The organism is Streptococcus oralis (assembly GCF_026782285.1).
GTDB classification, from domain to species: Bacteria; Bacillota; Bacilli; order Lactobacillales; family Streptococcaceae; genus Streptococcus; species Streptococcus oralis_CG.
The window spans coordinates 370558-384271 of sequence record NZ_JAKUWG010000007.1 but is presented as its reverse complement, the minus strand read 5'-3'; the positions used below and the strand labels follow the sequence as shown (position 1 = coordinate 384271).

General features: G+C 39.1%; 12 protein-coding genes. 2 read left to right on the top strand and 10 right to left on the bottom strand.

Features of this window, described 5'->3' with window-relative positions; genetic code table 11:
* Position 1 precedes the first annotated feature (1 nt).
* The 8 genes from MK403_RS07015 to efeO all read right to left on the bottom strand — a co-directional run bounded on the left by MK403_RS07015 (position 2) and on the right by efeO (position 7555).
* Positions 2-859: a phosphotransferase family protein gene (locus MK403_RS07015; protein WP_268709388.1), complete on the bottom strand. Its 858-nt coding sequence runs from the start codon at positions 857-859 to the stop codon at positions 2-4.
* A 16-nt stretch (positions 860-875) separates the two neighbouring features.
* On the bottom strand, positions 876-1898 hold the full coding sequence (locus MK403_RS07010; RefSeq protein WP_268709387.1) for a ribitol-5-phosphate dehydrogenase: 1023 nt from the start codon (positions 1896-1898) through the stop codon (positions 876-878).
* A gap of 4 nt (positions 1899-1902) precedes the next feature.
* The gene (locus MK403_RS07005; protein ID WP_268709386.1) at positions 1903-2610 is read right to left on the bottom strand and encodes an IspD/TarI family cytidylyltransferase; all 708 of its coding nucleotides are present in this window, start codon (positions 2608-2610) and stop codon (positions 1903-1905) included.
* Positions 2611-2913: 303 nt separating this feature from the next.
* Positions 2914-3084, bottom strand: a complete 171-nt coding sequence (locus tag MK403_RS07000; RefSeq protein ID WP_038805334.1) for a twin-arginine translocase TatA/TatE family subunit — start codon at positions 3082-3084, stop codon at positions 2914-2916.
* Positions 3068-3799, bottom strand: a complete 732-nt coding sequence (gene tatC / locus MK403_RS06995) for a twin-arginine translocase subunit TatC (RefSeq protein ID WP_268709385.1) — start codon at positions 3797-3799, stop codon at positions 3068-3070. The genes MK403_RS07000 and tatC overlap by 17 nt, the downstream gene beginning before the upstream one ends.
* Complete coding sequence (locus tag MK403_RS06990) at positions 3800-5488, bottom strand: FTR1 family iron permease (RefSeq protein ID WP_268709384.1); 1689 nt, start codon at positions 5486-5488, stop codon at positions 3800-3802.
* The gene (efeB, locus tag MK403_RS06985) at positions 5463-6677 is read right to left on the bottom strand and encodes an iron uptake transporter deferrochelatase/peroxidase subunit (protein ID WP_268709383.1); all 1215 of its coding nucleotides are present in this window, start codon (positions 6675-6677) and stop codon (positions 5463-5465) included. The genes MK403_RS06990 and efeB overlap by 26 nt, the downstream gene beginning before the upstream one ends.
* Positions 6678-6682: 5 nt before the next feature.
* A complete protein-coding gene (gene efeO, locus MK403_RS06980; RefSeq protein WP_125453493.1) occupies positions 6683-7555 on the bottom strand; it encodes an iron uptake system protein EfeO in 873 nt (290 codons plus the stop codon).
* Between the two features lie 234 nt (positions 7556-7789).
* On the opposite strand from efeO, the gene MK403_RS06975 reads away from it, so the two are divergent.
* Positions 7790-8485, top strand: a complete 696-nt coding sequence (locus MK403_RS06975; protein WP_268709382.1) for a VIT1/CCC1 transporter family protein — start codon at positions 7790-7792, stop codon at positions 8483-8485.
* A 39-nt stretch (positions 8486-8524) separates the two neighbouring features.
* On the opposite strand, the gene MK403_RS06970 is transcribed toward MK403_RS06975, so the two are convergent.
* Both MK403_RS06970 and MK403_RS06965 read right to left on the bottom strand, forming a co-directional pair.
* Complete coding sequence (locus MK403_RS06970; protein WP_268709381.1) at positions 8525-10513, bottom strand: ABC transporter permease; 1989 nt, start codon at positions 10511-10513, stop codon at positions 8525-8527.
* A 1-nt stretch (position 10514) separates the two neighbouring features.
* Entirely contained in the window at positions 10515-11273 is a 759-nt protein-coding gene (locus MK403_RS06965) for an ABC transporter ATP-binding protein (RefSeq protein ID WP_000173369.1), read from the bottom strand.
* 445 nt (positions 11274-11718) lie between these two features.
* Between MK403_RS06965 and MK403_RS06960 the strand changes: the two genes are divergently transcribed.
* Entirely contained in the window at positions 11719-13713 is a 1995-nt protein-coding gene (locus MK403_RS06960) for a DUF1430 domain-containing protein (RefSeq protein ID WP_268709380.1), read from the top strand.
* Position 13714 lies beyond the last annotated feature (1 nt).

The following is a 13714-nucleotide window of genomic DNA, read 5'->3' as shown; positions in this document are numbered from 1 at the left end:
CCTAACCTCCATAATAAGTCAAACCTTCGACAGCTCTTTGGTAACGATTGACACCGTAATCTCCAAAATCAGCCCCTTGAGCTTCTTTGTACACTGTCCACAAACTCCAGATAGTATCTTGCAAGATTTTATAGATACGAATCTTCTCACGTGATACTGGAGTTTTGTCACTCTCATAGTAGGTTAGAAAATCTTCTTCTTCCTGATTTGTAAATTCAGACTCCAAAAAGAGAGCTGCCAAATCCCACATCGGGTCATTCATAGAAGAGTATTCCCAGTCGATCAAATACATGCGTCCTTGTGGTGATTCGATGAAATTTTCTGGCACCAAATCGATATGACAAGACTTTTTGTCAATACCTAAGTCAGCCAATCTTTTCTCTAGTGAAAATACTTTTTTTCTCACGGCTTCATAGTTGGCGTAAGGGATATTCCCCTCAATCAAGGATTCGTATTTTTTGATTTCTTCAAACGGAGCAAATTCCCCTCTTAGTTCTTTACCAGATCCATGAATGGTTTGTAGAATCGGGGCAATCTTTTCAAATTTGGTCTTGATTGAAGTGGAATCAAGCGTTGTGGCAGAATCAATGTACTCATTTACCTTGATTCCTGACTCAATATCAAAAAGATAATTCTTGACATCAAGATTCAAATCTTTCAACAATTCAAGATTGTATTTTTCATCTTGACGATTGATGAGCTTTTCAGTCCCTTTTCCGAAAAATTTAACGATATAGGGTTTGGAGGTTGTTTTAACCAAGTAGTTTTGGTTGGTCATGCCACCCAGTTGTTCAACACTGAGGACTTCCTCTTCTTCAGATAGCAAAGAAGAAATTTTTTCTCTGATGAGTTTCTCCACAATTAACCTCCATCTTCTACACTTCCCACTTAAATACTGTTTTAAAAGCAGTATTTAGGTCGGTGGCAAAGACACGGTGAATGTCCTTGATTTCTCTCACTGGTTCTTCGATATAAAGGATATTCTTCAGACGATTCGCAAACTTTTTGACTTCCATCATCTGAATTGCATTTTCAAAATCAATTCGTCCTGAGCGAGATGAACCAACCAAGAGCAAGCCTTTTTCTAAGGCATCTCGTGTATTGATATTGACCTTGTATTCGCTGACTCCCATCATGAGGATCGTTCCTTGTGGGCGAATATAACGGATCAAGTCATTGATAGCTGGACCCGTACCATCACCACCACAACATTCAAATCCATGATCAAAGGTCAAATCCTCTGGAATATTATCCGTGATGTAGCACTCTTTTGCAAAAGAGAAGAGCTCCAGTTTTTCCCAATGACGGCCAATCACGATAATCTCTGCTTCTGGTAGAGTGTAATTGATAATATTGGCAACCACAAAGGCCAAACTACCATCTCCGATAACAGCAATACGCTCTCGTTTGCTATGAGTAAGATTCAAGAAACGATCCATGGCATGCATACCGACACTCACAAACTCGGTAATGGCAGCAACTGTGTCCTCAATGTCATTATAAGAAACAACTCGGTCTTTTGGAAGAGAGACAAATTCTCGCATAAAGCCATCATAACCACTAGATAGGAAGTAGGTTCCTGTCATGTAGTTTTCGTAGAACTCCTTGTCACTCTGCATAGGCGGTTGATTTGGAATCATGACGACCTTTTGGCCGACTTCGTAAGTCCCAGTTGGATCAGAAATAACAGTTCCACAAGACTCGTGAATCATAGCCATAGGAAGCTTTTTAGCCAATATCTTTGGATCACGTTTTCCTTGATAGTAACGTTGGTCTGCATGACAAACCGCCATATAATTTGGACGGATAAGGATATGATTCTCCTGATCAATGTCCTCTTCTTGGTATTTTACATTGATAAACTTTGGTTTAGTCAGTTGATAAATTTGATTAATCATAGCCTTAGTCTTTCTCAATCATGCTTTTTGCAATTTTCAAATCTGTCACAGTTGTGATTTTAAGGTTTGAATATTCCCCTTTAGCTAGGGCAACATCCTTCCCTTTGATAACAAAAATCTTACATGCATCCGTCAGGATTTCCTTTTCTTGATCAGATAGGGAACCATACAAATCTATGAAATCCTTGCAGCGGAAGGTTTGAGGTGTTTGACCTTGATAGAGGTGGGCACGATTTGGAATATCAGTGATAAACTGACCATTGGTACTTTCGACAATGGTATCAACCGCTTCTACTACTGTGTCAACTGCATCATGATCTTGAGCGAGCTTGATATTGTCCTGAATCATGCGGAGCGTGATAAATGGACGAACAGAGTCATGCGTAATCACGATATCTTCTGGAGTAATTGGACGGTAGGCATCAATGGCTTCAATAATCTTCTCAATACTGCTATTACGATCAGCACCACCTTTGGTAATGATGATTCTATCCTTGTGGAGAGAAAGATACTTGTCAACCAGGTCCTCAGCGTGTGAAACCCAATCTCCATGAACTCCAACTACAATTTTTTCAATACTTGGCTCCAAGACAAATTTTTCGATTGTGTGGATCAAAATAGGACGATCACCCAATTCTAAGAATTGTTTTGGTAAATTACTGATTCCCATGCGTGTGCCAGTTCCTCCGGCTAGGATTCCTGCATAGATCATTTATATTCTCCTTTAGTTTATTCTAAAAAACTCATTACTATCTATTATATCACAATCTGTCTCCATCATGAAAAAAAGACAGAAAACTATCTATCTAAAATTTGAGAAATAAAATTAGATTTCCCTCTATATTTTTTTACTCAACATTCGGTTAATATAGAGTTCTTTAGAATATAATACAAACCTTAAAGAAAACTTAAAATCACTTTTAAGAATACAATAAAAAGCTAGGAAATTGCTCACCTAGGCCTAGACAGCTACAGTTCCTAACTTTCTTGTTTTTATTTATGATTATGGAATAGATTACTTTTCCTGATCTTGGTCACCAACTCCTTTAACTGCCTTTTTAAACTCAGACAGCATTTTACCGATTGATTCACCAAGTTCTGGTAATCGTTTTGGTCCAAAGATTAAGAGTGCACCTAGAACAATGATAATCAATCCTGGAGCACCGATATCACGTAAGATTCCCATTCTTTTCTCCTTTCATTTTTTTCTTTACAATACTCTTGCTAATTGCAATACTAAGCTCATAGAGCGAGATTAAAGGAACAGTCATAGCTAGATCGCTAATAAAATCAGCTGGTGTCAAAATAACAGCTAACACCAATAAAATAAAGTAGGCATAACGTCTATAGGTAACTAAGAGCCCTGGTCCAATCAAGCCAATCGACGTTAAAAAAGCGATGATGACAGGCAATTCAAAGATGAAACCCAAGGGTAGGGTTGTTTGAAAAACAAAGGCTAAGTAGTTCTGCGCCGTTAATTGAGTTTCAAATAATCCTTCCCCAAGACCTAAAAGCACTTGAAGTAAGGCTGGTGTCACAAAGTAGAATCCAAAGGCCAGACCAAGTATGAAGCTAATAAAACTAGCTGGAATATAGACAAAGATTGCTCTTGCTTCTTCTGTTTTCAATCCTGGTTTGATAAAACTCCAAATCTGATAAACTGTAAAAGGTAGCGTAATTGTAAAGGACATCAGACTCGCCAAGCGCAAATAAATCCACAGAATGTCATTTGGACCTAATACAATCAACTTTTGATTAAAGGACTGAGTCAGATAGTAATAAAGCTGATCAGCAAACAATAAAGCTCCACAAAAGACTATAGAAAAGCAGACTATAACAGCAATGAATCTCTTTCTAAATTCTATCAGATGTTCAACGATTGTCAATTCTTTTGTATCCATCTACTTTTCACCCTGTCTCAATGTGACAACCAAAACAATTATCAAAAATACTAGCTGACTTCCCAAACCTTCCCAACTTGGATAGATGCCCAATAGGTCGATAGTTGGGAAACTTGATAGCAGGTGATTTGGTGCTATATTTGTCAGCTGCAGAGCATGCACACTAACTCCAAGCATCTTAAAGGCAAGAGCATAAATCATCCACGTCAATATGAAGAAGACCTTATGAGGTAGGAAGAATTGACTCGCCTTGTTCATCAGAAATGCAATAATCAGCAAGACTAACAAAGCTAGAGAAATACCTAGGATAAACTCAAAACGAGATATTCTCGGTAAAATCCCTACGTAAAATAGAATGGTCTCTGCTCCTTCACGGAAAACAGCTAGAAAACTAAGTGCAAACATGGAAATGAATGAACCTGTCTTGGTCACAGTTTTCATCTGCGAATCCATAAAGTCATTCCATTTTTTGACCGAGGATTTACTGTGAAGCCAGATACCAATCAAAATCATCATAACGACTGCGAAAATACCAACAACTCCTTCGATAATTTCACGATTGGCCCCCGATGTTACAGCAGGAAAGGAAATTTGTAGTATAAATGCAATCACTAGACTCGCAACGATACCTGTTAGGGCTCCACCGTATACCCACTTGAGTCCTTTGCGCATCTTGGCTGCTTTTAAAGTTGTGACTAGAGCCATGACGATTAAGAGGGCCTCTACTCCTTCACGTAAGAGAATGAGCATGGCATCAAAAGCATTGTAGCTTGCAGTCGTATCAATTTGAGATAAATCCGCAATTAGTTTTTCTAATTTTTCTTGATATTCCTTCTCACTTCCCTTGACCATGATTACAGGACTTTCGCTTTCGACTCGGGTGTAGAGGGAAGGATTGGTCGTACTAACAGAACCTTCAACAGTTGGCCATATAGTAATAAACTCTTTCATGGCAGCTGTCCCTGCCGTCAGGTTTCCAGCTTTAAATTCTTCCAAGGCTTTTTTGAGAAGGGAAATGCCATCTTTGAGACTTAGATTAGAGGAACTTGTCGCCACTTCTTTGCCATCTACGAAGTTATCAATGGCAGTTTTTAAGTCATTAAAAGAAGACTGGATAGCATCATAATCTGTCGGCTCTGTTTCAATGCTACTCCGTAAGAAAGAAATAGCTGTTTCTACTTGACCATAATGAGCTGTACTGTTATCGCGGACGACACTTTCATTGAGTGTCCAAGTTGAATTCATTTTTTTATAGGCTTCTCGGACTTGCTCTATATCTTTTGAAGAAATCGCCTTATCCAAAGTCTCAAAACGTGGTCTTAAGCGACTGACAAGTTTTTCCTTCTCCGCATTCAGATCTATTGGATTTTGTTCTTTTTCAAAAGCTAGAAGGGCAGAAGAGATTTGTGTCAGGTTTTCTTCACTAATCTCCCCTGACAGAGCAAGTTTTTCCTTGACAGCCTTTCCAGCATCTGAATCAGCATGTTCTACTGTTTCAAAATCCGTCGCCATTTCTCCAACTAGGACCTTGGCTTCTTCCTGATTTCCATTTTTTAAAGCCTGAGAGGCATCCGTAATCTTTACAAAATAAGAACTCAGACTTTCCTTTGCACGAACAGGAGACATAGCTAACAAGAGAAAAGACAAAGCAAAAAAACAAATACTAGTCTTCCAATAATTTCTGACCAATATAGCCTCCTTTCTCTACTCCACCAAAGCAGGCAAAAAGACCGCTACCGATGTGGGTTACATACTCATTCATCTTGTCTGTAGCTCCGAGGTTGGTTTGAACCTTGACAAAATTGTCTGGATCTTTCTGGAAAGAGATGAAGAGTAAGCCTGTGTCAAATTGTCCAGTCTTTTCATCAATGCCATCTGAGTATGAATAGGATCGTCGTAAGAGTGGCTTATCTACCTCTTTGGCTAATCGAACATGCGAATCATCTGGTAAAAGACTCAAACCAACTTCATCAAACTCATTCTTCTTACCAAAGGGGGCGCCACTTTCCTTGTAGCGACCAAAGGTATTTTCTTGCTCTTCAAGGTTGGTTCGATCCCAGGTATCGAGAAACATCTGGATGCGACGAACGGCCATATAGGATCCATTTTCCATCCAGTCCTTGCTGTCGGCCCAGACAACACGATCAAAATCCTTTTCTTTGGTCACATTGGCTGTTCCATCTTTGAAACCAAAAAGGTTGCGTGGTGTCTCCATACGATCCCCAATAGCAGCAAATCCAGATTGGCTCCAACGGAGGGTCACTGCATTTCTCCCTTTACGAATGAGGTTGCGAATAGCATGAAAAGCAACTTGCTCGTCATCTGCACAGGCTTGGATAACAATATCTCCCCCAGTATATTTTTCACGCAGTTGCTCCTTTGGAAAGGGGGGAAAATCCCTAAAAAGTTGAGGACGCTTGTGCTCCAAATTCATCTTTTTCAGGAAACTAGCAGACACACCAAAAGTCAGCGTTAAACGATGAGGATTTAACCCCACGGTTTCTCCAGTGTCACTAGGTGGCAAGAGGGCATTCTGACCATCCTTTTTGACCAATTCTCCTTCTACCAACTTGGCACTATAATCCGTCCAATCCTTAAAAAGCTGGATAATCTTATCTTTATCTGTCGTATGCAAATCTAGGACAATAAAATAGATATTCTTCTGCATAGGGGTCGTGATACCCGCTTGGTGTTTCCCATAAAAGTCAATCTTTTCATTACCGTACGAGATTTTTTCCTGCTTGTCTAGCTTAGGCGCTAAAAAAGCGGAGGCACCAGAGAGACCAAGTGCTAGACCAGCACCTCCAATACCCGCTTTTTTTAGAAATTCTCGACGGTCCATTTTTTTCTCAAAAAACTTTTCGTCTTTCTTAGTCATACTGCTTATTCTCCATCAAGAAATTTGCCCATTTGTGATAGAGGTTCACCAAGTTTTGTCACGGCTTCAGCCAATTCTTTGGTGTCTTCTTTGGTTAAGTCTGTATAAAGTTTGTAGTGTTCCTTATCTGTCATATGTTTGTCCAACAAGCTATTAACAGATTTGAAATCAGCTTCTAATTCTTTAACTAAATCAGCATCTGATTTTTCTAGTAAAGGTTTAAAGAGTTGGAATATCTTTTCAGCTCCCTCGATATTAGCGCGGAAGTCGTACAAATCTGTATGAGAGTAGATTTCCTCTTCACCCGTAATCTTGCTTGTCGCCACTTCATTGAGCAAGTCAACTGCTCCAGTCAACATAATCTTGTGATCTACTTCAACAGTCGCTACCTTAGCCTTCAACTCTTTGATATCATTGACAAGCTGATCACCATAACTTTCGGTTCCCTTAGTTGTGTTTTCTTCCCAAAGGATACGCTCGATACGGTGGAAACCTGACCAACCTTCCTCAGTCTTATTTTCATCCACATAGTCTGCTAGACGAAAGTCAATCTTAACATCTGACTCACCAAAACTCTCAGCGATTGGTTCTGAACGTTCATAAGCCATACGAACAAGTGGATAAGCTTTCTTGGCTTCCTCCAGTTTTCCGTCTTTTAAAAGCTGGACAAATCCTTCTGTATCCGTTAAGAGTTTGTCAATTTGTCCTTGGACAAAGGTCTTATAATCTGCGGTTGCCTTATCAAGTAGTTTTTGTTTGTCATCTGATAAAGCTGTCACCTTAGATGAATCACTTGTCTCGGTTGATTTTTCAAAACGGACTGCACATGCTGTCAATAGCAATGCAGAAGATAAAAGGACAACACCTAGTTTTTTCATTAGATACTCCTATTGGTTCTGGAAGCCTGAATTTATTTTACGTTCCATTATAACATCCTTTCCTTAGTTTTTCAATAAATTGTCAGAAAATTTAATATTTGAGAATTTGAAGTAGCATTTTTCGGCAAAATTAGAAAGCGCTTAAAAATTAGAATCGTAGAACTTTTTTCAGATAGTTTAAAAAGTTTGTATTCCCCTACTCTTTTCTCTATAATGGAGAGAAAGGAGATGACTATGACAGAATTGAAACATGAAATTGATGCAAACTTTGCAGGACGACTCAATATCCTGCGTGCAGGTGTTCTCGGTGCCAATGATGGGATTATTTCCATCGCTGGAGTCGTTATCGGTGTTGCTAGTGCGACGAGCAATATCTGGATTATCTTTTTATCAGGATTGGCCGCTATTCTCGCTGGTGCTTTTTCTATGGCAGGTGGCGAATATGTCTCTGTATCCACTCAGAAAGACACGGAAGAAGCCGCTGTCACTAGAGAGCAATTACTCTTGAATAAAGACATTGAATCTGCAAAACAATCCCTCTATGCTGCTTACCTGCAAAATGGTGAGTGTGAAACGTCCGCCCAACTCCTGACTAACAAGGCCTTTTTAAAAAATCCACTCAAAGCCCTTGTCGAGGAAAAATACGGTATCGAGTACGAAGAATTTACCAATCCTTGGCATGCTGCTATTTCTAGCTTTATCGCCTTTATATTAGGAAGTCTTCCTCCTATGCTTTCGATTACCGTCTTTCCAAGTGACTATCGGATCCCTGCTACTGTCTTTATCGTAGCCCTTTCTCTTCTCATCACAGGCTATACCAGTGCTAAACTAGGCAAGGCTCCTACGAAAACTGCTATGATCCGTAACCTCTGTATCGGACTTCTGACCATGGGAGTGACTTACCTGTTTGGACAACTCTTTAGCATTTAGGATAAAATAAATACCTCGACAAATATCGAGGTATCTTTTTTACATTTGCACAATCTTGCGATAGCTTCTAGAGGTAATCATAAAGATCATAACGTAGACGATGAGGAAGATAGCACAAATGGAAAGTGTAACGGTCAACATCATGGTTGCATCAAGCACACCAATGACTTTTAGGATGAGGCTAAGCATATGATAGGCAAAGGCGAGGTGTAGGAAGGCAAAGAGCAAAGGAAGGAAGAAAACAGTTAAGACCTGTTTGTTGATGGTTTGCTTGATTTGCTTTTGATCGAGACCGACTTTTTGCAAAATGATAAATCGTTCGCGATCTTCGTACCCTTCAGAGATTTGTTTGTAGTAGATGACAAGAACTGTTCCCACCATAAAGATGATAGAGAGGAAGATACCGATGAAGAAGACTCCACCAAAGAGAGCACTCATCTGCGCACTACTATCAGCCAGATTGCTTCCGTAAACATAGCTTCCTTCTTTGTTTAATTCCCTATTAAAGTTGTTAACGAATTTTGAATAGTCATCTGCAATTTTAAGTTGCTCGTCCTCACTAGCTGTTACATTCATACCCCCATAGTATTGATTAAAGATGGAAGAATTAGGATGCTGGTCAAGAAAGGCTTTCAAGTCAGGAACAACCAGATAGTTATAGTCCGAAGTTAGAATATTGTACTGATTTGGGACATGTTCAAGAATAAAATCTTTTTTGATTTCTTCCTTGATTGTGTAAGTCTGGTCATTCAGAGTCAGTTCTTTTTGTCCTTGAAGTTCTTTGTTTTTAGTAAACAATCCAACTTCCTTACCTGAAAGTGCAAGTTTTTGCCCCGTCATATTCTCATAGTCTTTTTGGTCAAAGACCATAAAAATAGTTTTCGGTTGAACACGATTTTGACCTTTCTCAAAAATTGTCAATTTTGTACCTTCTTGATTTGCCACACCAAAGTTACTGTATGTAAGGACTTCTTTCTTTGTTACAGTCAATCCCTTATCGCTAGCATACTGGCTCAAGAGTTTTTCGATGTCTTCTTTTTCAACATTCTGTCCTGTTATCCCAAAATCATGTGGATTCATGACCTTTTTGAAAGTCTCTGAAGCCTTGAAGATACTCGTTGCTGCAGACATGGTCACCAAGACCATGGTTGAAAGAATGGCAATCGTCGCCAGACCAACCGCATTTTTCTTCATACGGAAGATAAGATTGGATACGGAAATCATGTTGTTAGGTTGATAATAGTAACGTTTGTTTTTCTTCAAGATTTGTAGGAATACTGTAACCCCTGCATTGAAGAGAAGATAAGTCCCCAAAATTACTAACAAAACTGCTACGAAGAAAATCAGAACAGCAGAAAGTGGGTTTTCGACTGTAACTGCTAGGTAATAACCAGCTCCCAGACTAATCAAACCTAGAATAGTTTGAAGACTTAAGAAACGTCCTTTTTTCTCACCACTGGCCTTCTCACGAGAGAGCTGAAGGGCATTCATACGTGCAATCCGAAAGGCATTGATAAAAATCAAACCTAGGAAGATTGCCCCAAAGACAATGAGAACTAGGATAAAGACTATTGGTTGAAAGGTTGCTACGAGCTCCACCTTCATATTCATTAGCTTCAGAAGCAGAGCAAAGATTAGCTTATCAAAGAGAGCTCCTAGGCCAAGACCAGCTGTCAAGGTTAGGGAGCCAAAAATAAGAAGCTCCTTAAAAACCATACTGATTAGATGGCGCTTTTCGAGACCCAGCATACCGTAAATCCCTAGTTCTTTGGAACGGTTTTTCATGACGAAACTATTGGCATAAAAGACAATGATAGCTGAGGCAATAGTGACAATCACCATACCGAAACCAAGCGTCATAGAGATAGTTTCTCCCCCTCGAATCTTGCCAATATTAGGATTAAGTGACAATGAATAAAAGAGATAGGTGATGGTCACTGCTAAGAGAACAGCTAAGGCAAAGGGATAGTAGAGTTTGCGGTTTTTAATCAAGTTAGATACCGCTAACTTATTGGTTAATCGGAACATACTAATTCACCTCGCTTGCCATAACAGTCAAAGTATCAGAGATTTCCTGGAACATCTGACGCTCTGTCTTGTCTCCACGGTAGATTTGGTTGTAGAGGATTCCGTCTTTGATAAAGAGAACGCGCTTGGCCCTGCTGGCTGCCGCCGTTGAGTGGGTCACCATGAGAATGGTTTGACCGCGTTCATTGATTTCATCAAAAACATCTAGAAGAGCGGCAGATGACTTGGAGTCAAGTGCCCCAGTTGGCTCATCCGCAAGGAGAATTTCAGGTTCTGTGATGATGGCGCGTGCTACTGCTACCCTCTGTTTTTGCCCACCAGAGATCTCGTAAGGGTACTTCTCTTGCAATTGGTTGATGCCCAAATTTTCAGCTGTTACTACCAATTTCTTCATCATCTCAGTGATGGGTTTTCTTGATAAAACTAGCGGAAGCAAGATATTGTCCTTAACAGACAAGGTATCTAGCAAGTTAAAATCTTGGAAGACAAATCCCAACTTCTCACGACGGAAACTTGAAGCCTGTGAATTTTTAATAGTTGCTGTGTCTGTTCCGTTTAGGTAAACCTGCCCGCGAGTTGGTTTGTCCAGCATTGCTAGGATGTTGAGTAGGGTAGACTTCCCTGAGCCAGACTCTCCCATGATAGCAACGTAGTCACCCTTTTCCACGGTAAAGTGAATATCTTTGAGGGCCTCTACTTGGTTGCCTTGGAAACGTGTTTTGTAGATTTTTTGAACGTGTTTTACATCTAAAAGTGTCATGATTTTCTCCTTCTTAATATCCCATCAATTGAAACTGTGCTTGCATCATAGCGCATCCCAGCTGAACACGCTCGATATCTTTTTGACTTGGTTTTCTTGTTTTCTTTTGTAAGATTCTTTTCATGGTTTTGCTCCTTTGTTCTTTACGAGTCTAGTTTATCGTAAAAAAAGGCGGCCTGCCATAACCTAACCTTACAAAAGAGACTTTAATCTTACATTTTTGTAAGATTGAGGAATTTTTTTGAAAATGGCTACTATAAGAAGTCCTGTCATTGCTTGTTTTATTCTTAAAAAAATAGTAAAATTAAGTTATGAAAAGGCTTTCCTTAACATCTTGTAAAAGAATTGGCTTTCTGCTAATTATTTTTAAAGGTGCTAAACTATCATTCGTATCACTGCTATAAGGAGGGAGGTTCAGCTCCCTCTTTTTTAGAAAGAGGTTCCTATGAAACGTGTTTTTCTCTTCATCAGCAATCTTCTTTTAACTTTCTTCCTCATTGCGACTCTGTCCTTTTGGAAAGAAGCTCTTCCTCAACGCCTATTTTCAGGTGTGGCTGTACACAGTGGACAAGCCGATTATACTACCCTCAAACAAGAATTAGACAGCCTTGCTAGAAAACATAATAGTCTCATCGCAAGAACCATTTGGGAAGTAGATAGTGATGGAAAATCAAGAACTCTCTACGAAGCTTTTGGAGATGGGCAACTCCCAGACTGGATGCCTCCAGCAAGTCAAGAAAGCATTCACAAGAGCGATCTTCTCAACAACTACAATATTATCAGCGGATCCCTAACTAGTCAAGAATTGGCTACTCATCTGAAAGAACTTGGACTAGAAAAAGCGAATGCATTTGAAAATGACAGAGTATCCTTCGTACTGGCCATCTTTACCCAACCTGATCAGCTCATCAGTATGTTAATCTTTTTGCTGACTTTCTTAGCTTTAATTGTTATCGGTCAGATTCAATCTCTTTCTCAGTCAGGGATTAGATTGATTTCTGGAGAGCGGCTGAGCTATCTCTTCTTTCGTTCTCTCGCAAGAGACGGACTTGATATCCTTCTTTTTGGTCTACCTGCTTTGCTGATAGCATGTATCTTGCTCATTTCCTTGGGATATCCTTATGAAGTTCAGACTTTTCTAGGAATACTTTTTATTCTTTACAATAGCCTACTTCTCTTACTTAGTCTTCTAATTGCCTTTCTTTTTACCATTTCTTTAAAAAAAGTCCATCTCCTCTCTATCATCAAAGGAAAATTACCAATCAAGTCAATTCTACGCATTCTCTACTTTGGTCAGGTACTTGCCATTCTACTGGTTATTGTAGGATTTGGACGTATGTCTACTTACTATCATATACTTGAGAAAAATGAGGCTGGACAAGCTACTTGGGAACAACGCTCCAATGTTGTTACTCTTAAAACAGGGCGTTCCAGTCAGATGAAAAATTTAGATGAACTGCAGACAAATGCTGATAAATGGTTTGACTTTATTCAGCATGCTATAGATAATGAGAATGCCTTCCTTATTAAACATAATCTAGTTGAGCAAGCTCTTAAGCAAGCTACCTCAAATCATAATGAAACTGAAAATAACCCTTATGGTGTGGAAGGAAAAAATATTCTCTACGTCACGCCCAGCTACTTCCAAAAGGAAGATATGGACTTATCATCAGAAACCTTTCAAAAAATCAACACCCTCAAAGATGGACAGATCCTTGCCATACTCCCAGAAGAACTACAAAAAAATGAAAAAGATATAAAATCAACCTTGCAACAAGAGTTAACCAACCGATTATACAGTAGCAAGTCTAATCAAACTTTCGAAGTTAGTATAACTTATACTGATCAAAAAAAAGATGTATTCATTTATAATACCACCCATATCGCTTATGATCAATGGTTATCAAATCCCATCTTTCTTGTGCTTTCTCCTAAAGCACTTGGTAAGGTTTCCTCCATCTTCTGGTTTACAAATCTAGAATATCTCTATTTTACAGACCTCCACCAGACACAAGAACTTTTGAAACACTATCAACTTGATCAAATGGTCTCAGGGCTATCGTCTGCTAGGGAAACCTATCTCCAGTTAAATCAAAAAATTAAAATCGAAATTTTTAGTAACTTAGCGAGTGCTATGTTTGCTATTTTGACTTCAATTTTGCTGTTTACAAGTTTAAATCTGCTCTATTTTGAAGCCTTTCGCAAAACCATATTCTTGAAAAAAATAGCAGGCTATTATTTCTTTGAATTACACAATAGATATATCACTTCTCAAATAGCAGCTCTCTTCATTGGAAGTAGTATAGCACTATATATCTCTAAGAATTTATGGATTACGCTGTTTCTATTTCTCAGCTTTTCAAGTTTAGCTATTCTTCTATTAAAAATCTGTGATAAGAAGGAAAGTAAAACCTATGCTAGCATTATCAAAGGAGGATAGT